Origin of the sequence: Pseudarthrobacter sp. NPDC058329 (assembly GCF_042879835.1) — a bacterium.
Lineage (GTDB): Bacteria > Actinomycetota > Actinomycetes > Actinomycetales > Micrococcaceae > Arthrobacter.
Map to the genome: position 1 here is coordinate 103,197 of NZ_JBHVZR010000002.1, position 22,004 is coordinate 125,200.

Below are 22,004 nucleotides of genomic sequence, written 5' to 3' on the forward strand. Positions count from 1 at the left end.
GCTGGGAGCAAGACCGCACATCCCTAGAGAGGCGTCATTCAATGAAGAAGACAGCGAACACCCGCATCCCGCGCAGAATCATCCTGGGAGCGGCAGTCACCGCGGCAGGACTGGCCCTGAGCGGCTGCGGCGGAGCGTCCACACCCTCGGCCGGCGGCAACGTGGAACTGAACTTCGTCTACTGGGGTGACTCCAACCGCGCCAAAATGACGGACGCCGCCATCAAGATCTTCGAAGAGAAGAACCCGGGGATCACGGTCAAGAGCGAATACCAGGACAGCGGGCCGTATGCGGACAAGCTGGCAACCCGGTTCGCCGGCGGCAATCCCCCCGACGTCCTGAACATGGCCAACCGGACCCTGCTGGAATACGCCCAGCGCGGCACCCTTGCCGACCTGAAGACGCTGCCGGAGATCGATCTGGCCAACATTCCCGGAACCATCCAGAGCCGCGGCGAGGTGGACGGCAAACTGTACGGCCTGGCCACCGGCGTCAACCTCATCGGCATGGTGGTGAACAAGACCATCACGGACCAGGCCGGTGTCACCATCCCGGATGACAAGACCTGGAGCTGGGAGGACTACGCCGCATTCGCCACCGAGGTGTCACAGAAGACCGGCGGAAAAATCTACGGTGCGGGCTACGACGTCGCCACAGAAACGGGCCCCATCCTGTTCGCCCGGCAGCGCGGCGAGGATTTCTACACCAAGGACAACAAGCTGGGCGTGAGCGAGGAAACCATCCGCGACTGGTTCCAGTACAGCGTGGACCTGCGCCAGGCCGGCGGCTACCCGCCTGCCGGCTTCTTTGAGCAGATCGGCGGTTCGCCTGCTCAGTCGTACCTCGCCAAGGGAACGGTCGCGTCCCAGATCATTCCCATCAACAACTTCAAGGGGTACAACGAGGCCTCCGGCGGGAACCTGGTACTGCTGCGTATGCCCGGTGAGACTACCGAAAAGCGCCGCGGCTACTCCGCCGATCCCAGCATGCTCTGGTCGGTTGCCGCGAAGTCCAAGCACCCCAAGGAAGCCGCAAAGCTGCTGAACTTCCTGATCAACGACGTCGACGGCGCCGCCCAGACCCTCACCCAGCGGGGTGTGCCCATCAACCCGGACGTGACCGAGGCCATCCTGTCCAAGCTCGGCCCGGACGACACCAAGTTCGTCGAGATGGTGGCTGACATCCAGAAGGACGATCTGCCGCCGGCCTATGTCTACCCCAAGGGCGCCAGCGTGGTGGCGGACACTCTCAAACAGCTCGGCACCGAAGTGGAATTTGGCCGCATCACCCCGGCAGACGCAGCAAAGACCTTCCTCGAGAAGAGCAATGCCGCCATCAACAAGTAGCAGCCCCGCGCTCAGATACCCAGCCAAGCAGATAGGAGCCTGACACCATGTCAGTGCTGACCAAGCAAGCCTCCGGCGCTGCCGCCACCCTCGCAGCGCCGGGGCACGGCAAGCCGAAGCGGGCCTCCTCCCGGCGCAGGAACCAGCGTTCGGGCTACCTCTTCCTGCTGCCGTGGTTCATCGGCATGCTGTTCACCATCATCCCCTTCTTCGCCTCCCTCTACCTGGCGTTTACGGACTACAACCTCTTCACGGAGCCGAACTTTGTAGGCCTGGCCAACTTCCAGGCCATGTTCGAGGACCCGCGCCTCCTGCAGTCCCTCAAAGTCACGTTCATCTACACCTTCGTGTCGGTTCCCATCTCGCTGGCAGTGGCCCTGCTGATAGCCCTGGTGCTGAACCGCGGCCTGCAGGGCCTGGCGATCTACCGCTCGGTGTACTACCTGCCGTCCCTGCTCGGTGGAAGCGTCGCGATCGTGATGCTGTGGCGCTACATCTTCGGCAACGACGGAATTGTCAACGGATTCCTGGGCTGGTTCGGCATCCAGGGGCCGGCCTGGGTCACCGACCCTGAATTTGCCCTGAGCACCCTGATTGTCCTGAACGTGTGGACCTTCGGCTCCCCCATGGTGATTTTCCTGGCCGGGCTCCGGCAGGTGCCCGCCATGTACTACGAGGCGGCCTCCATTGACGGCGCGTCCAGATGGCGCCAGTTCCGCAGCATCACCTTGCCCCTGATCAGTCCCATCATCTTCTTCAACCTCATCATGCAGCTGATCGGGTCCTTCCAGACCTTCACCCAGGGCTATGTGATGAGCGGCGGCACCGGCGGACCAGCCGATTCCACCCTGTTCTACAACCTGTACCTGTACCAGAAGGGCTTCACGGAGTTCGAGATGGGTTACGCCTCCGCCATGGCATGGCTGCTCCTGATGATCATTGCGCTCTTCACAGCCATCAACTTCATCGCATCCAAGTTCTGGGTCTTCTACGACAATTAAGGCACCGCTATGGCTCTCCTCGAACAAACCCTGAAGAACAAGCAAAAGAAGGAAGCGCCCGCAGAGGATACGTTAACAGGCACCCCGGGCACCCGATTCTCCCGGCACCTTATCCTGTGCCTGGTGGGCCTGGTGATGCTGTACCCGCTGCTCTGGCTGGTCTCCAGTTCCTTCAAGCCCAGCAACGACATCTTCCGGCAACTGGGGCTCTGGCCCGAAAACTGGGACTTCAGCAACTATGCCCAGGGCTGGACCGCTCTGAACCAGCCGTTCCACGTGTACCTGATCAACTCCATGATCGTGGTGGTGTTCTCGATCGTGGGCAACATCTTCTCCTGCGCCCTGGCGGCCTACGCCTTCGCACGGATGGAATTCACGGGCCGTAAGCTCTTCTTCGCACTGATGCTCGGAACACTGATGCTCCCCGGGCATGTGCTCCTGGTGCCGCAGTACATCATCTTCTCGCAGCTGGGCTGGCTGGACACCTACCTGCCGCTCATTGTTCCCAACTTCATGGCAACCAACGCGTTCTTTATCTTTTTGATGGTCCAGTTCATGAAGGCGCTGCCCAAGGAGCTCGACGACGCCGCGCAGATCGACGGGTGCGGCCCCTTCCGGACATTCCTGCGGGTCATCCTGCCGCTGTGTGTTCCGGCGATGGCCACCACTGCCATCTTCACTTTCATCTCCACCTGGAACGAGTTCTTCGGCCCCCTGCTCTATATCCAGAACCAGGACCTCTACACCGTTCCGCTGGCACTGCGGGCCTTTATGGACTCCGAGGGCCAGAGCATGTGGGGGCCCATGTTCGCCATGTCCGTGGTGTCCATCGCGCCCATCATCGGCTTCTTCATTGCCGGCCAGAAATACCTCATCAACGGCATCGCCACCACGGGCCTCAAGTAGGCCCGTGCCCTTCTTCGCACGCATCGCTGAACATCCCTTCCATGAACACGTCCTGGCTGGAGGCTGCCCGGGCACAAAACAAAGGAGTTTTTCATGAGTTTGCGAAGCCTGCTCGGCGCGGCCACCGCCGTCGTGATGCTGGGAAGCATCACCGCGATCCCGGCCGCGAACGCTGTTCCCCTGAATACCCCAACAGTCAGGGCCGGCATGGATGCCGGGGCTACCCCCGAGTCGTGGTGGAAGCAAACCCCGGACGGTTTCGCGGCCCTGCCCGGCTACGGGCTGGCCGGAACCACCGGCGGCCAGGCCGGCAGGATCGTCACCGCCTCCACAATCCAGGAACTGAAGGATTACGCGGGGGCCACCGAACCCCTGGTGATCTTCATCCGAGGCAGCCTGAAAGCCCAGGACTACGTCAAGATCCCGGTCGCCGCCAACAAGAGCTTCATCGGCGCGGGTGCCGGCGCCGAGGTGGTGAATGCCGGCTTCAAGCTCATCAACGTCTCCAACGTCATCTTCCGGAACTTCACCATCCGCGATTCTTACATCCCCGGCGACTGGGACGGTAAGAGCCCCGAGAATGACAGGGACGGGATCCAGCTGGACACCACCCACCACGTGTGGGTTGACCACATGAAGATCCAGCGTATGGGCGACGGCCTGATCGACACCCGCAAGGATTCGGACCTGGTCACGTATTCCTGGAACGTGTTCGCGGACAACAATAAGGCGCTGGGCGTCGGCTGGACCTCCAACGCCGTCACCAGGATGACCATCCACCATAACTGGATCCGCAACACCACGCAGCGGAACTTCAGCCTGGACAACACGGCCGCTGCACATGTCTACAACAACTACCTGCAGGACATCGGGCAGTACGGCATGATGGGCCGCAACGCCGCCAAGGTGGTCCTGGAAGGCAACAATTTCAGCACCGTCCAGGACCCGATCGTCGCCAAGGATCCCGGCACCGAAGTGGTCAACCGGGACAACGTCTTCAACGGCACCAGGGGACGCAGGGACAACGTAGGTGCAGCCTTTGACCCGGCACAAAACTACGCATACCAGAAGGACGACGCCGCCCGCGTTCCCGAAATTGTGGCCGCCGGCGCAGGACCGCGGGAGAACAACGCCCCGAACAAAACCACCAACATCACCGTCGCCCTGGACGGCACCGGCGATTTCGGCAGCCTCCAGGCGGCCATCGGCTCCATCCCCAGCGGCAGCACGCTCCCCCGCACCATCACCGTCAAGCCCGGCACCTACCGGGAATCGGTAAACATCTGGGCGGACCGCCCCAACCTCACCATCCAGGGCGCAACAGCCAACCCGGCCGACGTCGTCATCAGCTACGACCTGCCGGCCAACGGCGTGAAGTTCTTCGGCGGCACCTGGGGCGCGGGCGGCAGCGCCACCCTCAACGTCCTCGCCGAGGGAACCACCGTCCGGAACCTCACGGTGGAGAACGCCTACGACGAAGCCGCCAACGGAGGCAGCCAAGCGCAGGCGGTCCGCACCGTTGCAGACCGGGTAACGTTCGACCGCACCCGCTTCCTGGGCAACCAGGACACGTACCTTGCGGACACCACCGGCCGCGACGCCACCGCCCGCACGTACCTCAAGGACTGCTACATCGAAGGCGACGTGGACTTCATCTACGGCCGCGGCACCGCAGTGCTGGACGGCTGCACCATCCACTCCCTGACCCGCGGCAGCGAGACCAACAACGGCTACATCGTAGCACCGAGCACCAAGAACTCCAACCCCTACGGCATCCTGATCGTCAACAGCACCCTCACCTCCGACGCCGCGCCGGGCACCGTCAGCCTCGGCCGCCCCTGGTTCGCCAGCAGCGATCCGGACGCCCACCCCATGGCCGTGATTCGGGATTCAGTCCTGGGCAGCCACATCGCAGTCCGCGGCTGGTCCGACATGAGCGGCCACGCCTGGACGGAGGGCCGGTTCGCGGAGTACAACAACCGTGGCCCAGGCGCCTATGTCAATGAGTTCCACCCCCAGCTCAACCCGGACGACGCAGCCCGGTTCACCAAGGAAACCTTCCTCGGTGACTGGACCCCGGAAGGACGTGGCTGAGCGCCGCGCGTCCCTTAGTCCGCGGCGGCGAGCTGGCCGCAGGCCCCATCGATTTCCTTGCCGCGGGTGTCCCGAAGGGTGCAGGGCACCCCGGCCGCGCGGAGCCGCTCGATGAACTCCTGCGCCACCGGTTTGTCTGAGGCGGTCCAGATGGAACCCGGGGTGGGGTTGAGCGGGATCGGGTTCACGTGCACCCAGCCGCGGCCGCGCTGGTTGAGCTTCTTCGCCAGCAGGTCCGCGCGCCAGGGGTGGTCGTTCATGTCCTTGATCAGCGCGTACTCGATGCTGACCCGGCGGCCTGTCTTGCGGTAGTAGTTGTAGGCCGCATCGAGTGCCTCATCCACCTTCCAGCGGTTGTTGACCGGGATCAGCTCGTCGCGGAGCTCGTCGTCGGGAGCGTGCAGGGACAGCGCGAAGGTGACCGGCAGTTCCTCCTCCGCAAGCTTCCGGATGGCGGGGACGAGGCCCACGGTGGAGACCGTGATGTTCCGGGCGGACATGCCCAGGCCCTCGGGCGAGGGGTCCACGAAGCGGTGGAGGGCTGCCATCACACGTTTGTAGTTGGCCAGCGGCTCGCCCATGCCCATAAAGACGATGTTGGTGACCCGCTCGGCGTCGTGCTCGTTCTCCCCCAGCTCGCCGGCCGCTATGGCGCGGTTCGCAGCAACCACCTGGTCAACGATTTCAGCGGTGGACATGTTGCGGGTCAGCCCGGCCTGTCCGGTGGCGCAGAACGGGCAGTTCATCCCGCAGCCGGCCTGCGAGGAGACACAGAGGGTGATGCGGCCGGGGTACCGCATCAGCACGGACTCCACCAGCGCCCCGTCGAAGAGCCGCCAGAGGAACTTGATGGTGTCCCCGTTGTCGGTGCGGAGGCGGCGGACCTCGGTGAGCAGCGGCGGGAACATCTGGGAGACGAGCTCCTCACGGCCGGCCTTGGGCAGGTCGCTCATGGCCTCCGGATCTGTGGTCCAGTGCTGGAAGTAGTGAGTGGAAAGCTGCTTGGCCCGGAACGTGGGGACGCCGAGCTCCTTCAGCTTTTCGGCGCGCTCGGCCAGGGTCAGGTCGGCCAGATGCGTCGGCGGCTGCTTTACCCGCGGGGACGCGAACTGGAGGAGCGGCCGGCCCTCGACGGTACGCGCCTGCTCCCAGCCCTCTGCGGTCGGGCGGACCTGCGGGCGGGCACTCCCGGCGGCCCCATCGCCTTCTGGACGGGCGCGGACGGGAGTCTTTGAGGAATTGGTGGGGGAAGTCATCCTTTTCATTGTCCCATGCCGGGCAAAACGTTGATTTGCGCACCGAATCAGGCCTTGCACGGCTTACCGGCGGAACCGAAAAGTTCCATGGACGGCCAGTCGTCCGGCCCGCGTGCGTGACTTGTATTTTGCGGTCTGCTGTGAGCGTACTGACCGGAAGGAAATGGAGCCGACCGCTAGGGTTAAGGGCATTATGGATGACCCTCCTTCACATATGCCCAGGCCCCTCCACCTTTTGACCGGTTCGCCGGCCACCACGGGAGAGGGGCGCCCGAATGAATGAATGGATTATGCTCGGCACCGGCCTTGTCCTCACGGTCGGTACCGGTTTCTTTGTTGCTTCCGAGTTTGCGCTGGTCAATCTGGACCGCAGCGAACTTGAAGCCCGCCAGGCGCGCGGGGAAAAGCGCCTCGGGCCCACGATCAAGGCCCTCAAGATCACCTCGACCCACCTCTCCGGCGCCCAGCTCGGCATCACGCTGACCACGCTGCTTACGGGCTACACGTTCGAGCCGGCCATCAGCTCCATGCTCCGCGGACCGCTGATCGCCACCGGCCTTCCGGAGGGCGCCGTGCCTGCGGTGGGCGCAATTGTCGGTATCTTCCTGGCCACCATCTTCTCGATGGTTATTGGTGAGCTGGTGCCTAAAAACTTCGCCCTGGCGCTTCCGCTGGCCACGGCGAAGGTGGTGGTCCCTTTTCAGGCCCTCTTCACCGCCGTATTCAAGCCGGTGATCCTGCTGTTCAACAACACCGCGAACGCGATTATCCGGTTCTTCGGCATCGAACCCAAAGAGGAACTTTCCGGCGCTCGCAGCGCCGAGGAACTCAGCTCGCTCGTACGGCGTTCGGCGCTGGAAGGCGTCCTCGACGCCGACCACGCTGTCCTGCTGCACCGCACACTGCGCTTCTCCGAGCACTCTGCCGCGGACGTTATGACTCCACGCGTGCGGATGACGGCCGTCAATGACGATGACACTGCGGAACAGATCCTTGCCCTGGCCAGGTCCACCGGCTACTCGCGGTTTCCGGTCATCGGAGAAGACCGCGACGACGTCCTGGGAGTTCTGCACGTCAAGCAGGCTTTCGCTGTGGCACTGGAGGATCGGGAAACCGTAGCGGCCGCCGATCTGATGATCGAGCCCCTGCGGGTGCCTGAGTCCATGGGGGTCGATTCGCTGCTGGTGCTGCTGCGAAAGCAGGGACTTCAGGTGGCGATTGTGTCTGACGAACATGGCGGAACCGCCGGGATCGTCACGCTCGAGGATCTCGTGGAAGAGATTGTGGGCGAACTGGAGGATGAACACGACCGGGCCCGCGTCGGCGTGGTTCGGGTCGGCCGGTCCATCACGTTCGACGCGTCCCTGCGGCCGGACGAACTGCTGGACCGGACGGGCATATCAGTTCCGGACGGCGATGAGTACGACACCATCGCCGGCTTCGTCACGGACCAGCTGGACCGCATCCCCGAACTCGGCGACGAGGTACCGATGGACGGCGGCACCCTGCGGGTTGAACGGGTGATGGGCATGCGCCTGGAGCGCCTCCGCTTCACGCCGGACGATTCCCAGGAAACACCGGCAAGCGCCCATGACCGCCTCGTCCACAACCTCACGCAGGAGCTGACCCATGAGTGAATACCTTCCCGGCATCATCTGGCTGGTGGTCCTGCTCGTGGTCAACGCGTTCTTCGTTGGTGCCGAGTTCGCCGTCATTTCCGCACGCCGCTCGCAGATCGAGCCGAAGGCCGAGGCCGGAAACAAGGCCGCCAAAACAACACTGTGGGCCATGGAGCACGCAACGCTGATGCTGGCCACCAGCCAGCTGGGAATCACAGTGTGTTCATTGGTGATCCTGAACGTCTCCGAACCCGCCATCCACCATCTGCTGGAGATTCCGCTGGGCCTGACTTCCCTGTCCGTCGAGGCAATCGGCGTCATCGCTTTTGTCGCAGCACTGCTGCTGGTGACCTTCCTGCACGTGGTCCTGGGCGAGATGGTCCCCAAGAACATCTCCTTCTCCGTACCCACCCGCGCGGCGTTGATTTTGGCCCCGCCGCTGGTGATGGTGGCCCGGGTGTTCAAGCCAGTGATCTGGACCCTCAACGGGATCGCAAATTCGATCCTGCGGCTGTTCAGGGTGGAGCCAAAGGATGAGGCCACCAGCGCCTACACCCTGGACGAGGTGGCCAACATCGTGGAGCAGTCCACCCGCGACGGCATGTTGACGGACACCAGCGGCACACTGACGGCAGCTTTCGAGTTCACGGCCAAGACCGTGGCGGACGTTGAGGTGCCCATCAGCGGGATGGTGCTGCTGCCGGCCTCAGCCACGCCGGCGGACATCCAGCGGGCCGTGGCCGAGCACGGGTACTCCCGCTACATCCTCACTGATGACGACGGCGTCCCGTCCGGCTACCTGCACCTCAAGGATGTGATGGACCTCGTCACACCGGAAAAGTTCGCACGGCCAGTGCCGGCCAAGCGGATCCGTCGTCTTGCCTCCGCTTTCAGCGGATCGGAGCTGGAGGACGCGCTGGCCACCATGCGACGGACGGGCGCCCATGTGGCGCGGGTCTTTGATGCCCAGGGCAACACCACCGGGATTCTGTTCCTGGAAGACATCATCGAAGAGCTCGTCGGCCAAGTCCAGGACGCCACCAGCCACTGACACGCCGCCTGGCTGGCAGAAAAGGGAAGGGCACCGCTCCACATGGAGCGGTGCCCTTCCTGTCATGGGCCGGGACCAGCCCTATGAGCGGGCGGCCCGGGGGAGGAACGCTGCAGGTTCGCGCCTGACCTGTGTCAGCGCGGACTCAATAGCCCCTTTGACCACCACCTCTGCTCCGAAGGTGCTCGCAACGAGTTCCGGGAGCGGCAGATCGGAATCGGCGGTCAGCAGGGTGCGCGCGTGTTCGAGGACGGGTTCGATTGCGCGTGAAATCCCGCCTGCGATAACTACACGCTCGATGTCCAGGAGGCTGGAGAGCACCACCGCAATCCGCGCCAGCCGGGCACCGAGCCGGGCGATGATGTCCGCCGCGAACGGATCCCCCTCCCGGGCTGCCCGGAACACGTCCTCAGCGTTGATCTCCCCCTCGGGCATTTGGCGCAGCACCGTTTCTCCGCCGTAGGAGTGGATGCGCGAGCGGGCCCACTTCCGTGCCAGCGCTCCGAATCCGTCTGAGCCCCCTTCGTCGGGCACCAACTTGCCGGCGGCAAGCGTGTCGATGAATCGCATCTCGCCGGCGCCGCCCCGCGGCCCCCGCAACAGGCGCCCATCAACGATCAGGCCCGCACCGAACCGCTCGCCTGTCAACAGCGTCGCCTGGTTAGCTGATGGCTCGTGGGCGCGTTCTGCAACAGCGGCAAGGTTGGCGTCATTTTCGACGACGACCACGCCGTGAAGGTGTGAGGCGAAACCTGAATTCATCAGGTGCCAGAACTCTCCTTCAGGTGACCTGCCGTGAGCGTCGATCGGCGCGGGAACGCCGACTACCGTGAGTAAGACGTCGTCGAGGTCGAGTCCGATGCCATGGAGGGTGAGGCGGATCAGCTCCCGCGCGGTTGCTCCGCGACCGGCCCGACCCAGAGCGTGCGAGTCAACGCCCTGGCGACGCGTACCCAACTCGCGGCCGCGCAGATCCGTGACGAGGGTGGTGAAGTAGCCCTCCCCCGCGTCCAGCCCAACAACAACACCGGCAGCCTCACGCAATTGGTACCGGCGTGCCGGCCGGCCTTTGTGCGTACGGCTGACAGCGGGACTGCCCTCCACTTCCTCCAGCCAGCCAACGGCTACCAGCCCGTCGCAGACGCCGAGCACCGTCGCGCGCGTCAGCCCAGTCGCCCCCATGGCTTCTCCCGCTGTGAACACCTGCTCCTGAAGAGCGAAGCGCAGCAACGCACCGGAGTTGATCTGCCGCAACAGCTGCGTTGAGCTCGCGGTGGTTTCGTTCATCCCTTGACGATATCGCCAAGATCCCCCATCCTCGTATAGGACCTAAATATAAGATCCAAATAAACTCGAAGTGAGACCCCTTAGGAGCCGATGTTGCCACCTTTGACGTCCGCCGGGACGCCAGTCTCCCGGCGCACTTTCCTCGCCACTGCCGGGGGCGCACTGGCCGCCGTCGGCCTGGCCGGGTGTGCCCCCGGGAGGTGCACGTCCCACCGTCACGTTCCACCAGTCAAAGCCGGAAGCCGTACCGTACTTCCGCGATCTTGCGGCTAAGTTCACCGCCTCGCAGGACCAGTTCCGTGTTCTGCACGATATGGCGACAAATCTTTCTGCCAGCTTTGTGCGCAGCAGTCCGCCGGATCTCGGCTGCCTCAACTACAACCTTGAGATGGCTCGGTTCATGGAGCGCGGGGCACTCGCGGACCTTTCCGACCTGCCGGCAGCAGCGTCAATCCGGGACGACGTTCTCGACCTTACGAACTGGTACCCCACCTACCCGGGCCGTACGAGCGTCATCCCCTACTCGGTCATGGCCGCCTCGGTGATCTACAACCGCCGCATCTTTGAGCAGAACGGCCTGGCCGTTCCTTCCACCTGGGATGAACTGATCAACGTATGCGAGGTGCTCAAGGCAGCTGGCATCACTCCGATCTACGGCACTTTCCGCGACCCCTGGACCATCGCGCAGGGCCTGTTCGATTACACCGTGGGCGGCATGGTCAACGTGCGCGACTTCTACAAGTCAATGCACAAGGTTGGCGACAAGGTTGGACCGGATTCCGAAGTGTCGTTCCAGAAGACGTTGCTCGAGCCGGTGAAGCGCATGGTCCAGCTGACCACGTACGTCAACGCCGATGCGTCGAGCCGCGGCTACGGAGACGGTAACACCGCCATGGCACAGGGCCAGGCAGCAATGTACTTCCAGGGACCATGGGCCTTCGGAGAGATCGAAAAGGCCGGCACGGATGTGGACCTCGGCACCTTCCCGCTGCCGATGACCAGTGATCCCGCCGATCTGAAAGTTCGCGTCAACATCGACCTTTCACTCTGGGTTCCCGAAGTCGCGAACGGACAGAAGGGTGCCCGCGCCTTCCTTCAGTACCTCATGCAGCCGGAGATCCAGAACTCCTACAACGCCGACTTCCTGGGATTCGGCACGAGCAAGGACGCACCGGCGGTCACAGACCCACGAATCGTTGAGATGCAGAAGTACTACGACGACGGCCGCTTCTACATGGGTGCCTCGCAGTTCATTCCGAACTCGATTCCCGCCGCCAACTACCTTCAGTCGATCGTCGGTGGCGCCGACGCTGAGAGCACGTTGCGCCGAATGGACGCCGACTGGGCACGCTTGGCTTTCCGTGCGTGATCAAAATTCCGACCTAATGCACGAAACGAGGACCACCATGTCATCGACGACAAAGCCTTCCACCAGAGCGGTGGTGACGGCCCCGGCAGCGACCAGAGCGACAAGTGCACGCAAAAGCCGCATCGATCCGCTCTACTACTTTTTCCTCTTCCCCTCACTGGCGATTTTCACGCTCGCCGTCACGCTGCCGGCCGTACTTGGGTTCGTCTACAGCTTCACGAACTCCGTGGGCTTCGGTGAGTTCGACTTCATTGGCATCCGAAACTTCATCGCGGTCTTCCAGGATGAAGGAGTCCTCAGCGCCTACGGCTTCACCCTCGCCTTTGCGCTCGTGACTGTCATCCTCGTCAACGCAGTGGCCTTCCTTCTGGCCCTGGGACTCACGTCCCGTGTCCGCTTCCGCGCTGCACTGCGCACGGTATTCGTGATCCCGATGGTGATCTCGGGCATCGTCATCGCATTCGTCTTCCAATACCTTTTCTCGAACTCGCTGCCCCTGGTAGGCCAAAGCCTGGGAATCCAACCGCTGGCGACAAGCATCCTCGCCAACCCCGATCTCGCGTGGCTGGCGATTGTCTTCGTCGCGGCGTGGCAGTCGATTCCGAGTGCGATGCTGATCTACATCGCCGGGCTCCTCACGGTCCCCGCCGAGGTTTACGAGGCAAGCTCCATCGACGGGGCAACGCCCTGGCACAACCTGCGGCACATCACCCTGCCACTCGTCGCCGGGTATGCCGTGATCAACATGGTCCTCGGCTTCAAGAACTACCTCAACGCCTACGACATCATCGTCGGCCTCACCGACGGCGGCCCCGGCGTCGCCACACGCAGCGTCGCGATGTCGATCTTCCGTGGCTTCGAGGGCGGCGACTATGCGTACCAGATGGCCAATGCCGTGATCTTTTTCCTCATCAGCATCGTCATCGCACTCATCCAGCTTCGCTTCACACGTGGCAAAGGAGGGATCGCAGCATGAGCAGCGCACCCAGCACCATCCCGGCAGAACCCGTGGCCGACCGGAAAATCCAACAGGTCCGCACCGGCCGGGAGCGCAGCAACTGGCCGGCCACCATCGTCCTGATCGTCTGCACGCTCAGCGTGCTCGTCCCGCTGTACGTCACCCTCAGCATGGCGTTCAAGACCACCGGCCAAGCGGTGGATGGCAACGCCTTCTCGCTGCCGAGCCCCCTTAACTTCGACAGTTTCGTCCAGGCCTGGACGCTCACGAACTTTCCCCGTGGCTTCGCGATCTCGGTGTTTGTGTCCGTAACCGCAGTGGCGGGAGAAATCATAGTGTCGGCACTGGCGGCTTATGCGATCGTCCGCAACTGGGACCGCCGGCTCTTCCGCTGGTCGTTCTTCTACCTGCTCGCGGCGATGTTCATCCCGTTCCCCGTGGTGGCGCTGCCGCAGATCCAGCTCACCGGCCTCGTTGGTCTGGACAACCCGCTCGGCGTCGCGATCCTGCACATCGTGTTTGCCCTGGCGTTCAACACGATGCTGTTTACCGCGTTCCTTCGCTCCATCCCGCTGGAACTGGAGGAAAGCATGCGCATTGACGGTGCCGGCACGTGGCAGGTGTTTTGGAAGCTCATCTTCCCCTTGCTCGGACCCATGAGCGCTACGGTGGGGATCTTCGCATTCATCGCCTCATGGAACGACTTCATGATGCCGTCACTCATCATCTCCGACCCGGAACTACAGACAATCCCGGTGTTGCAGAAGATCTTCCAGACACAGTTCAGCAACAGCTACAACGTTGCTTTCGCCTCGTACCTGATGGCGATGGCGCCCGCGATCATCGTCTACCTGTTTACCCAGCGCTGGGTAATGGCCGGCCTGACCCAAGGCGCCGTCAAGTGATTGCAGCCGCAAACCCGACCACTCAGAAAAAAGTAAAGGAACCAGCCTTGCCCTCCATCGTTACCCAGGAAACCAGCACCGGGCCCAAGAACATGGCCGACCCCACCTGGTGGCGCCAGGCCTCGGTCTACCAGATCTACCCCCGCAGTTTCTCGGACTCCAACGGCGACGGCATCGGTGACATCAACGGGATCACCGCCAAGGTCCCGTACCTGAAGTCACTGGGAATCGACGCCGTCTGGCTGAGCCCCTTCTACCCTTCAGCCCTTGCCGACGGCGGCTATGACGTGGACGACTACCGTAACGTTGATCCGAGGCTCGGCACGCTTGAGGACTTCAACGCCATGGCGTCCGCCCTGCACGCCGCTGGCATCAAGCTGATCGTGGACATCGTGCCCAACCACTCCTCGAACCGCCACGAGTGGTTCCGGGAAGCCCTCGCCTCACCCAAGGGGTCCCCTGCCCGCGACCGCTACATCTTCCGCGACGGGCTGGGCGAAAACGGTGAGCTGCCGCCGTCGGACTGGGACTCCGTGTTCGGCGGTCCAGCCTGGGAGCGCATCGCAGAACCCGATGGCACGCCGGGGCAGTGGTACATGCACATCTTCGCCAAGGAACAGCCAGACTTCAACTGGGACAACCCCGAGGTCCGCGAGGACTTCCTGGCGACCCTGCGCTTCTGGTCCGACCGGGGCGTGGACGGTTTCCGCATCGACGTCGCCCATGCCCTGACCAAGAACCTCGAAGGGTCCCTTCCCACCAAGGCAGACCTCGAAGCCCAGGGCGAGGCGCTCTACCTTGCCGGCTCGCATCCTTACTGGGACCGCGATGAAGTCCACGAGATCTACGCCGAGTGGCGCAAGGTCTTCAACGAATACAACCCGCCGCGCACCGCCGTCGCCGAAGCCTGGGTGCACTCTGACCGCCGGGCCCGCTACGCCAGCCCTGAGGGACTCGGCCAGGCCTTCAATTTCGACCTGCTGCAGGCAGACTTCGATGGCGCCCAGTTCAGGAAAATCATCACCAAGAACCTCGCCGAGGCTGCGGCCTCGGGCGCCTCCTCCACGTGGGTGTTTTCCAACCACGACGTCGTCCGGCACGCCACCCGCTACGGGCTTCCCGTGTCCGGGCCGTCGGCCGAGGGCGAAATCATGTCAGGCGAGGCCGGCAAGCAGTGGCTGCTCGCCGGCGGCAGGCAGGAAGACGTCGACGTCGAACTCGGCCTGCGCCGCGCCCGCGCCGCGTCGTTGCTGATGTTCGCCCTTCCAGGCTCCGCGTACCTGTACCAGGGTGAGGAACTGGGGCTGCAGGAAGTCGGCAGCGAAATCCCCGACTCCGAACGCCAGGACCCCGCCTTCTTCCGCAATAAGGGCGTGGAGATCGGCCGCGACGGCTGCCGCGTCCCGCTGCCCTGGACAGCCTCAGGCAACTCGTTCGGCTTCGGAACCGCTGGCGCCCACCTGCCCCAGCCAAAATGGTTTGCCGGCCACGCGGTGGAAACCCAGGAAGCGCTGGAGGACTCGACCCTGTCCCTCTACCGCCGTGCGCTTGCCCTGCGGTCGAACCTGCAAACCGCCGAAACGCTCGAGTGGCTGGAAACCGGCAGGGCCGACGTCGTGGCCTTCCGGCGCCCCAACGGCTGGACCTCGGTAACGAACTTCGGAACGGAAGCCTTCGAATTACCCGCCGGAGAGGTGCTGGTCTCCAGTGCGCCAATCACGGCACATTCGGTGCCCGGGGCGACCACCGCCTGGCTCCAGGCCTAGCTGTACCGGATACTGGGACCAGCCGCACAGCACGGAGGCGCCGGGTAAGCGCCTCCGTGCCGTGCGGCCGCCGCATCCTCGCCCACTAAACCCTGCCCCCCTTGTCTAAATGATCCACCCCTTCTAAAGTTAATAGACCTACTTTTAGAAGGGGTCCACGATGCTGTGGTCAGGTGCGCGCAGCGAAGCTCAGTGCGTCCACGCCGTAAGCCAATCGATCTGGTGACCTGAGATGGACTGGCAGGGCTGGGCCTTGTTCGGGCTGGTGGCAACCTCGGTGCTGACCGCGGTGATGATCGCCGCGCAGATGGCCGGGCTGACCCGGCTGGACCTGCCGCTCGTACTGGGAACCCTGGTCACGCCTGATCCGGACAAGGCCAGGGTGGCCGGATTCTTCATCCACCTCGCCGCGGGGCAGGCGTTCGCCCTGGGCTACGCAGCGGTCTTCGCGCTCCTGGGCCAGGCGACGTGGTGGCTCGGGGCCCTGCTGGGACTTTTGCATGTCGCAATCGCGCTCACGGTCATCCTTCCCCTGCTCCCTGGCATCCATCCCCGGATGGCCTCCACCAGGGCAGGGCCCACCACAACGGCGGTGCTGGAGCCACCGGGCATCCTTGGCCTCAACTACGGAATCCAAACCCCCGCCGTTGCCGTGGTGGCCCACATCATCTACGGTGCGGTGCTGGGGCTGCTGCTAGGGGCACGGTGAGCATGGACAACCTGGCCGGCACGCCGCAGCAGCGTGAACAGCCCGCTCCAATCCGGGTGCAGCAGGAGCCAACGCCCATCGCGGACTACGGGCTCCTGGGTGACACGCGGACCGCTGCGCTCAGCTCCGCCGGCGGGTCGGTGGACTGGCTCTGTGCTCCCGCGTTCGACGGCGAGCCTCTCTTTGGTGCCTTGCTGGGAGGACCGCAGGCGGGCAGGTTCCTCGCGGGGCCGGTCCTGCCCGCTCCCGTGCTTTCCCGCCGCTACCGCCAGAATTCGGCCACCCTGGAAACGGTGTGGGCCGCCGGCGGCGGCCGGCTCGTTCTCACCGAGGCCATGATCGCCGAAGTGGCTGGTGAGCTGCTGCCCACAACCCTCCTGGTCAGGCGGCTGGCTGCGGAAGACGCACCCGTCCGGGTGACGGTACTTTTCGATCCCAGGCTCGGAGAACAGCACCGCCGCCCACGCGTGCGCCGAGGCCAGGACCTCGTCTGCGACTGGGGCCCACTGGCGGCATCCTTGGGAACCAGCCCCGGCCTCGATCTTGTTCCGGGGCATCCCGTCAGCGTCGACATCGCTCCCGGCAATCCCCTCACGCTTGTTTTGGCATTGGCTTACGGTGAGCCGCTCATCCATGTACACCCCGCAGCAGCCTGGGACCTTCTTGAACGGGACGAAGCGCGGTGGCGTTCCTGGACCGAGGAGATTGACCACCCCATCCCGTACCGCGCCGACGTGGTCCGGAGCCTGCTCACCCTCCGGCTGCTCACCTACTCCCCCTCCGGCGCGCCCGTTGCTGCGCCCACCACCTCACTGCCCGAGCACCCGGGAGGCATCCGCAACTGGGACTACAGGTACGCCTGGCCGCGCGACGCGAGCATCGGCGTCGGCGCCTTCCTGCGGGCGGGCAAGACCCAGGAAGCAGAGGGCTTCCTGGGCTGGCTCCTGCACGCCAGCCGGCTGCAGCGGCCGCATCTTCCTGCTCTCCTCACCCTCGCCGGAGGACACGTCCCGAATGAGCGGACCCTGTCCGACTGGCCCGGCTATGCGGGCAGCAGCCCGGTGCGGGCCGGCAACCTCGCCGCCACGCAGCACCAGCTCGACGGCTATGGCTGGGTCCTGGACGCAGCCTGGGCTTTCGTGGACAGCGGCCGCAGGCTGAATTCGGAGACATGGCGTGCCATGCGGGGTTTCGCGGACCTGGTCGCCGTCACCTGGCAGCAACCCGACGCCGGCATCTGGGAAGTACGCGGCGAGGCAGCCCAGCACGTCCACTCCAAGGTCATGGCCTGGCTCGCGCTGGACCGGGCCCTCCGCATTGCGGCCACCCACCGGATCAGCACACGGCGCCGCCTCCGCTGGGAGTCCGCCCACCACCAGATCGCGGACCAGGTGCGGACCAAGGGCTACGACTCCGCCAGGAACTCTTACACCCGGACCTACGGCTCCCACGACCTCGACGCCGCCCTCCTGGTCCTGCCGCTCACCGGCCTGGAAGAACCCGGCGCGCCGCGCATGAGGGGAACAATCGATGCCGTCAGCAGCGAACTGTCCGCCGGATTCCCGCTACTCTACCGCTATCCGCCCGGGCAGGACGGCCTTCCCGGAACGGAGGGAGCGTTCCTGCCCTGCTCGTTTTGGCTCGTGCAGGCCCTGGCAACCACTGGCCGGCGGCAAGAAGCCACGGCCCTGTTTGAGGCCCTGCTGCACATCGGCTCCCCGCTTGGCCTCTTCAGTGAGGAAATCGACCCGTCCTCCGGCGCGTACCTCGGCAACTATCCCCAAGCGCTGACCCACTCGGCCCTGGTTCAGGCCGCACTCGCACTCCGCGACACCCCTCACGCTGCCCCGCGGGACACCCGCGCCCCGGAAGGCAGCGCTACGATGGGGGACGTAAGCCGTCCGCTCAAGGCGGGCGGATTCCGACCGAAGGAGAAACACCATGGGTTTGGACGACAAGATTGAAAACGCAGCCGAGAAGCTGGGCGGTAAGGGCAAGGAAGCCGCCGGAGAAGCTACCGGCGATGAGAGCCTGAAGGCCGAAGGGCAGACCGACCAGGCCAAGGGGGACCTGAAGCAGGCCGGCGAGAAAGTCAAAGACGCTTTCAAGAAAGACTGATTTCGCCTCACAAAGAGGGCGCTGCTCCAGCTGGAGCGGCGCCCTCCTCTGCTTTTCCGGCCTGTCTCCCTGGCGCCACACCTGCCAGGCCCCTCCTAGGTGGAGTCTTTGCCGTTAACGAGTACCGACTACTCGTGTTCGCCCGGCTGCGGCAAATTAGTGTTTTCAACAGCGGCAAGTAATGAGGCCGCGAAGGTCTCAGCCCCCTTGATTTCCCCGGCCTACATACCGGGGATCAGGCTGGGGCCGGCGACGAGGATGCCCGTCTGAGACCGCGGGCACCGCCCCCCAGCCGTCGCCGGCCCCACTCAATCCCTCTTCGCCGTGGAATAGCGCGGCAGCGGCGCCAGCAGCGCCTGTTGCAGTTCGTCGCTCATGCCTTCAGGAACGTCCAGCTCAACATTCAATGCCAGCAGCGCCCTGCTGAAGAAGTTTCGGGCAGCGGCGGCCATCGTGATGTCGGCGATCTCGCGGTCGCTGAAGCCGACCTCACGCAATCGCTGCGCATCGCCGTCAGCCATGGCCGCCGCGTCGGTGCTGAGCTTCACGGCGTAGTCCATCATGGCCACCTCTGCCTCGGGCAGGTCTGCGTTGTGGAAATCCCTGGCGATGGCACACAAATGCTCTTCCGGGATGATCGTGAGCGTTTTCTTCCCATGGGCGAGCCTGCAGTGGGTCGAGCCGATGGCTTGAGCGGCTGCCAGCGTCACGAGTTCGTACCAGCGCAGGCCCAGGGAAGTGCTGATGGCCTGGGTGAGCGACTCCCAGGCCATGTAGGCTTCGGGATTCAGGCTCATGGCTTTGGTGTGGCTGGGCACATACCCAAGCGAGCGCCGGTCGGCGTCGTAAATTTCGGCTGTCAGGCCGGACGCCCCGGCTTCGGGTGTCACCTTCAGGATGGTCATTGAAACTCCTCCCCTTGGGCCGGCCGCGGCAACAGCCGGCGCCGCCTCACCCAGCAGTGGAGGCCGTGATTTTCACTCATTGTGGCCTTCAGCAGGGCGTTTGTAAATGACCGGCCGCTCGGCCGTTCAACGCACCGCCCCCAGGCTTAAAGCGCTGGGACTGTTGCCCCGGAAGCCCTTGGCCTGGACCGGCTCTGCCCCTGACCGTTTGCCTCCGTGTCGGCCAGAGGTACTCGACTTTCAGTCCGCGTGTCCCGCCTGGATCGTGTCGAGGTCCCGGACGGCGAAGCGGTGGTGCTCCCACTCCTCCATAAGAATCGTGTGCAGGCACGAGAGTGTTGTCTCCTGGTATCCGGGATCGTCCGGGTGCCTGCGCGCAGTGGTGAGGTCATCAGCTGTGACGGTGGCGAGGTATTCGCGCACCATGGCCACCCGGCCGGCGCGGGCTTCGAGCACTTCCTCGTAGGACGGCGGAACCGCGCTGAAGACCGACATGTCGAGTCCGTCGCTCTCGTACTCGATGTTGGGCTGGCCGGCGGGATGGTAAGGCTTGTCAATGTCCAGGATGGCCCCGCCCAGCCACTTGTCCGTAGCCATCACCAAGTGCCGCAGCGTCTCCGCGAACGACCATTCGCCGTCAACGGATATATCCACCGTGCCGGCCGGCATCGCCGCGACACGCTCCAGGGTGGCCGTCCAGGTACGCTCCAGCGCGGCCCAGGCCTGGCGCAGGGCGTCAGGATCAGCAGCATGCCTGGTCTCCCGGCCGGGAAAGCGGCGGTTGAGTTCCGCATCAACGAACGGCGCCACGTCCACGCCGTTGACCCTCAGGAAGTCCTTGCCTTCCAGGAGCCACGGCGCATCAAAGTCCGCTCCCGCCAAGTCCACCCCGCGCATCACAGCACCGGACAGGTCACTCCGGACGAACTGCGCCCCCTGCAGATTCGCGTCGAGAAACTGCGCACCCTGCAGGTCATCGGATCCCGTGAAGGTCGCCATGACCGCAACTCTTGCACGCTGAATCCAGATGCATCAAGGGCCGCCAACAGCTTTCTGGCCTGTCATCCCAGCGGTGAGCGCGCCGAATTGGAGCAGCACGAAGGGGCTGAATGTTAGGAAGCCCCCACGCGAGTCAGGCTCGAGCGCGGGGGCTTCCGTTGCGCTTCCGCGTTGGGGGAGAACTTGGAAGCACTTGAAATGTACCGGCAGGTAACCTGCCAAAAGGCCCGTTTAGGCCAGTCGCCGCGAATCTTGATTCAACCTTGAGCCAGCCCGTCCGGCGGCAGCAAGCCGCCTGGCGTCAGTCCGTTTCCGGTGAGTCAGTGGCGTCCGGGTCCTCTTCGGGCTCAAACGTGTTGGGCTCCGCATCGGCACCGATGCCCACGCCATCACCGCCGGCGGGAACACCGCCGTCGTCCTTGCCCTTGCTGGCCGCCGCACCCTCCTGCCGTTCATCGTCAGGCAGTGAATCAGGCGAGTTGATCGTCATTGTTCCTCCTTCAGTGGCCGGGCCTCCACGCTAACAGCCCCCGGAGCCAAAGGAGCGGACAAAGCCAAAGAATTTACGGCCGGCGCCGGGCCGGGGCCGCCGCTTTCAGGATGATTTCCAGCCCCGCCGGGCTTCCGGGCCAGTGCCTTTCCAGCGCCCCGGGGCCGGCCCGCTTGAGCACAGACCGCAGGACCAGGGCCACAATGACGGCGTCGTCCGCGTAGCCAATCACCGGAATGAAGTCCGGCACCAGGTCGAGGGGCGAGAGAAGGTAGGCGAGCAGCAATGCAAGCCGTACCCGAACACCGGTGGCAACCGTCCGGTCCGCAGCCAGCCTCCTGATCAGCCTGAGCAGGTCCGGCAGCAGGCGCAGGGCGTCCTTCATGGTGACCGTCTCAGGATGCCGGCGGGCGTACCACCAGAGCAGGAACAGCAGCACGGCATACGCCAGGAGCAGCCCGGCCGCAATGCCGGCGACAGTCTCCCAGAACATCCGCACCTCCCCTCGAAACCCTATCCCCCAAACGGGTTGGCCCGAAACAGAATGACTCCCGCCGGGCCTAAATCAGCCAGATCGGTTGAGCCGGTTACCGCGCGCAGAATTGATGAAATCTTGAGGTAAACCTTGCTGGCAGATGCACTTGAAGGTCCACGCTGGAGGTATCGAAACCAACAGCTTGCGGGGTGCAGGAAGTCATGGGAAACGAAGTAACACTTGATGAGGTAACAGCCGTTGCAGGCGTGCTGACGGATCAGCATCCGCTCGACTTTTACGCCTTGGGGCTCGCCGGCTGCATTGACCGGCTCACTGTGCCCCTCCGTCAGCGAGGGACCACTGTCCGCTGGGATACTCCGCATTGGGGCATCGAGATTCCGGCCGACTGCGCGTCCCTGCTGTACCAGTCGGCGCGCGAGGCCCTCAGCAACGCGTTCAAGTATTCGGAAGCGTCGGAGCTCAACGTCCAGCTCGCCGCCGTGGACCACGGAGTCCGCCTGGTTGTGTCCGACGACGGCACAGGCTTTGACAGCGAGCTCGCCACCTGCGGGCGTCACCACGGGTACGGCCTCCGGCTTATGTCAGTGGCCGTCCACGAGGCCGGCGGCACCGTGGACATCTGTTCCGCTCCGGGGCAGGGTACCAGTGTGACAGTTACCCTGCCGCTGGACTAGAAGGCTCGGATGCCCGCTGTCGCCGGGACGCGGGCATCCGTAGCTCTGTTCGACT

General features: G+C 64.3%; 18 protein-coding genes and 2 pseudogenes. 14 read left to right on the forward strand and 6 right to left on the reverse strand.

Annotated features, from left to right (window positions below):
- Positions 1-41 precede the first annotated feature (41 nt).
- The 4 genes from ACFVYC_RS04920 (at position 42) to ACFVYC_RS04935 (ending at position 5,347) form a co-directional block, all read left to right on the forward strand.
- Positions 42-1,346, forward strand: coding sequence for an ABC transporter substrate-binding protein (locus ACFVYC_RS04920; protein WP_387547364.1), 1,305 nt, complete (start codon positions 42-44; stop codon positions 1,344-1,346).
- Positions 1,347-1,393: 47 nt separating this feature from the next.
- Positions 1,394-2,347 carry a carbohydrate ABC transporter permease gene (locus ACFVYC_RS04925; protein ID WP_387547367.1) on the forward strand — a complete coding sequence of 318 codons (954 nt, stop codon included), beginning with the start codon at positions 1,394-1,396 and terminating at the stop codon, positions 2,345-2,347.
- Positions 2,348-2,356: 9 nt separating this feature from the next.
- Positions 2,357-3,253: a carbohydrate ABC transporter permease gene (locus ACFVYC_RS04930; protein WP_387547368.1), complete on the forward strand. Its 897-nt coding sequence runs from the start codon at positions 2,357-2,359 to the stop codon at positions 3,251-3,253.
- A gap of 93 nt (positions 3,254-3,346) precedes the next feature.
- Entirely contained in the window at positions 3,347-5,347 is a 2,001-nt protein-coding gene (locus ACFVYC_RS04935; protein WP_387547371.1) for a pectinesterase family protein, read from the forward strand.
- A 14-nt stretch (positions 5,348-5,361) separates the two neighbouring features.
- Here the strand turns inward: ACFVYC_RS04935 and rlmN are convergent, their stop codons facing one another.
- Complete coding sequence (gene rlmN, locus ACFVYC_RS04940) at positions 5,362-6,603, reverse strand: 23S rRNA (adenine(2503)-C(2))-methyltransferase RlmN (RefSeq protein WP_387547374.1); 1,242 nt, start codon at positions 6,601-6,603, stop codon at positions 5,362-5,364.
- A 275-nt stretch (positions 6,604-6,878) separates the two neighbouring features.
- Here rlmN and ACFVYC_RS04945 point away from each other — a divergent pair, with 275 nt between their 5' ends.
- On the forward strand, positions 6,879-8,240 hold the full coding sequence (locus tag ACFVYC_RS04945) for a hemolysin family protein (protein ID WP_387547377.1): 1,362 nt from the start codon (positions 6,879-6,881) through the stop codon (positions 8,238-8,240).
- Positions 8,233-9,273 (forward strand): hemolysin family protein, encoded by a 1,041-nt coding sequence (locus tag ACFVYC_RS04950; protein WP_387547380.1) that lies wholly within the window; start codon positions 8,233-8,235, stop codon positions 9,271-9,273. The genes ACFVYC_RS04945 and ACFVYC_RS04950 overlap by 8 nt, the downstream gene beginning before the upstream one ends.
- Positions 9,274-9,354: 81 nt before the next feature.
- Here ACFVYC_RS04950 and ACFVYC_RS04955 read toward each other — a convergent pair whose 3' ends face one another.
- Positions 9,355-10,560, reverse strand: coding sequence for an ROK family protein (locus tag ACFVYC_RS04955; RefSeq protein ID WP_387547383.1), 1,206 nt, complete (start codon positions 10,558-10,560; stop codon positions 9,355-9,357).
- 90 nt (positions 10,561-10,650) lie between these two features.
- Here ACFVYC_RS04955 and ACFVYC_RS04960 point away from each other — a divergent pair.
- From ACFVYC_RS04960 to ACFVYC_RS04990, 7 genes and pseudogenes are all read left to right on the forward strand, one after another.
- Positions 10,651-11,929 (forward strand): annotated as a pseudogene (locus ACFVYC_RS04960) (ABC transporter substrate-binding protein).
- Between the two features lie 37 nt (positions 11,930-11,966).
- On the forward strand, positions 11,967-12,905 hold the full coding sequence (locus ACFVYC_RS04965) for a carbohydrate ABC transporter permease (protein ID WP_387547386.1): 939 nt from the start codon (positions 11,967-11,969) through the stop codon (positions 12,903-12,905).
- Positions 12,902-13,792 carry a carbohydrate ABC transporter permease gene (locus ACFVYC_RS04970; RefSeq protein ID WP_387547388.1) on the forward strand — a complete coding sequence of 297 codons (891 nt, stop codon included), beginning with the start codon at positions 12,902-12,904 and terminating at the stop codon, positions 13,790-13,792. Before ACFVYC_RS04965 ends, ACFVYC_RS04970 begins: the two co-directional genes overlap by 4 nt.
- 92 nt (positions 13,793-13,884) lie before the next feature.
- Positions 13,885-15,558, forward strand: coding sequence for a glycoside hydrolase family 13 protein (locus ACFVYC_RS04975; RefSeq protein ID WP_387547903.1), 1,674 nt, complete (start codon positions 13,885-13,887; stop codon positions 15,556-15,558).
- A 232-nt stretch (positions 15,559-15,790) separates the two neighbouring features.
- Positions 15,791-16,267, forward strand: a complete 477-nt coding sequence (locus ACFVYC_RS04980; RefSeq protein WP_387547391.1) for a hypothetical protein — start codon at positions 15,791-15,793, stop codon at positions 16,265-16,267.
- A 2-nt stretch (positions 16,268-16,269) separates the two neighbouring features.
- On the forward strand, positions 16,270-18,231 hold the full coding sequence (locus tag ACFVYC_RS04985; protein WP_387547904.1) for a glycoside hydrolase family 15 protein: 1,962 nt from the start codon (positions 16,270-16,272) through the stop codon (positions 18,229-18,231).
- Entirely contained in the window at positions 18,209-18,385 is a 177-nt protein-coding gene (locus ACFVYC_RS04990; RefSeq protein ID WP_387547393.1) for a CsbD family protein, read from the forward strand. Before ACFVYC_RS04985 ends, ACFVYC_RS04990 begins: the two co-directional genes overlap by 23 nt.
- Positions 18,386-18,693: 308 nt before the next feature.
- Here ACFVYC_RS04990 and ACFVYC_RS04995 read toward each other — a convergent pair whose 3' ends face one another.
- From ACFVYC_RS04995 to ACFVYC_RS05010, 4 genes and pseudogenes are all read right to left on the reverse strand, one after another.
- On the reverse strand, positions 18,694-19,290 hold the full coding sequence (locus ACFVYC_RS04995) for a carboxymuconolactone decarboxylase family protein (protein WP_387547396.1): 597 nt from the start codon (positions 19,288-19,290) through the stop codon (positions 18,694-18,696).
- A 240-nt stretch (positions 19,291-19,530) separates the two neighbouring features.
- Complete coding sequence (locus ACFVYC_RS05000) at positions 19,531-20,289, reverse strand: DinB family protein (RefSeq protein WP_387547398.1); 759 nt, start codon at positions 20,287-20,289, stop codon at positions 19,531-19,533.
- Positions 20,290-20,590: 301 nt separating this feature from the next.
- On the reverse strand, positions 20,591-20,779 hold the full coding sequence (locus tag ACFVYC_RS05005) for a hypothetical protein (protein WP_387547401.1): 189 nt from the start codon (positions 20,777-20,779) through the stop codon (positions 20,591-20,593).
- 192 nt (positions 20,780-20,971) lie between these two features.
- Positions 20,972-21,053 (reverse strand): annotated as a pseudogene (locus tag ACFVYC_RS05010) (YkvA family protein); the annotation flags it as partial.
- Between the two features lie 422 nt (positions 21,054-21,475).
- Here ACFVYC_RS05010 and ACFVYC_RS05015 point away from each other — a divergent pair.
- Positions 21,476-21,949 carry a sensor histidine kinase gene (locus ACFVYC_RS05015; protein ID WP_387547403.1) on the forward strand — a complete coding sequence of 158 codons (474 nt, stop codon included), beginning with the start codon at positions 21,476-21,478 and terminating at the stop codon, positions 21,947-21,949.
- Positions 21,950-22,004 lie beyond the last annotated feature (55 nt).

Bases quoted from the DNA above. Each gene is read 5' to 3' on its own strand.
- ACFVYC_RS04920 (WP_387547364.1), top strand. From the start codon at position 42: ATGAAGAAGACAGCGAACACCCGCATCCCGCGCAGAATCATCCTGGGA.
- ACFVYC_RS04925 (WP_387547367.1), top strand. From the start codon at position 1,394: ATGTCAGTGCTGACCAAGCAAGCCTCCGGCGCTGCCGCCACCCTCGCA.
- ACFVYC_RS04930 (WP_387547368.1), top strand. From the start codon at position 2,357: ATGGCTCTCCTCGAACAAACCCTGAAGAACAAGCAAAAGAAGGAAGCG.
- ACFVYC_RS04935 (WP_387547371.1), top strand. From the start codon at position 3,347: ATGAGTTTGCGAAGCCTGCTCGGCGCGGCCACCGCCGTCGTGATGCTG.
- rlmN (WP_387547374.1), bottom strand. From the start codon at position 6,603: ATGACTTCCCCCACCAATTCCTCAAAGACTCCCGTCCGCGCCCGTCCA.
- ACFVYC_RS04945 (WP_387547377.1), top strand. From the start codon at position 6,879: ATGAATGAATGGATTATGCTCGGCACCGGCCTTGTCCTCACGGTCGGT.
- ACFVYC_RS04950 (WP_387547380.1), top strand. From the start codon at position 8,233: ATGAGTGAATACCTTCCCGGCATCATCTGGCTGGTGGTCCTGCTCGTG.
- ACFVYC_RS04955 (WP_387547383.1), bottom strand. From the start codon at position 10,560: ATGAACGAAACCACCGCGAGCTCAACGCAGCTGTTGCGGCAGATCAAC.
- ACFVYC_RS04965 (WP_387547386.1), top strand. From the start codon at position 11,967: ATGTCATCGACGACAAAGCCTTCCACCAGAGCGGTGGTGACGGCCCCG.
- ACFVYC_RS04970 (WP_387547388.1), top strand. From the start codon at position 12,902: ATGAGCAGCGCACCCAGCACCATCCCGGCAGAACCCGTGGCCGACCGG.
- ACFVYC_RS04975 (WP_387547903.1), top strand. From the start codon at position 13,885: ATGGCCGACCCCACCTGGTGGCGCCAGGCCTCGGTCTACCAGATCTAC.
- ACFVYC_RS04980 (WP_387547391.1), top strand. From the start codon at position 15,791: ATGGACTGGCAGGGCTGGGCCTTGTTCGGGCTGGTGGCAACCTCGGTG.
- ACFVYC_RS04985 (WP_387547904.1), top strand. From the start codon at position 16,270: ATGGACAACCTGGCCGGCACGCCGCAGCAGCGTGAACAGCCCGCTCCA.
- ACFVYC_RS04990 (WP_387547393.1), top strand. From the start codon at position 18,209: ATGGGTTTGGACGACAAGATTGAAAACGCAGCCGAGAAGCTGGGCGGT.
- ACFVYC_RS04995 (WP_387547396.1), bottom strand. From the start codon at position 19,290: ATGACCATCCTGAAGGTGACACCCGAAGCCGGGGCGTCCGGCCTGACA.
- ACFVYC_RS05000 (WP_387547398.1), bottom strand. From the start codon at position 20,289: ATGGCGACCTTCACGGGATCCGATGACCTGCAGGGTGCGCAGTTTCTC.
- ACFVYC_RS05005 (WP_387547401.1), bottom strand. From the start codon at position 20,779: ATGACGATCAACTCGCCTGATTCACTGCCTGACGATGAACGGCAGGAG.
- ACFVYC_RS05015 (WP_387547403.1), top strand. From the start codon at position 21,476: ATGGGAAACGAAGTAACACTTGATGAGGTAACAGCCGTTGCAGGCGTG.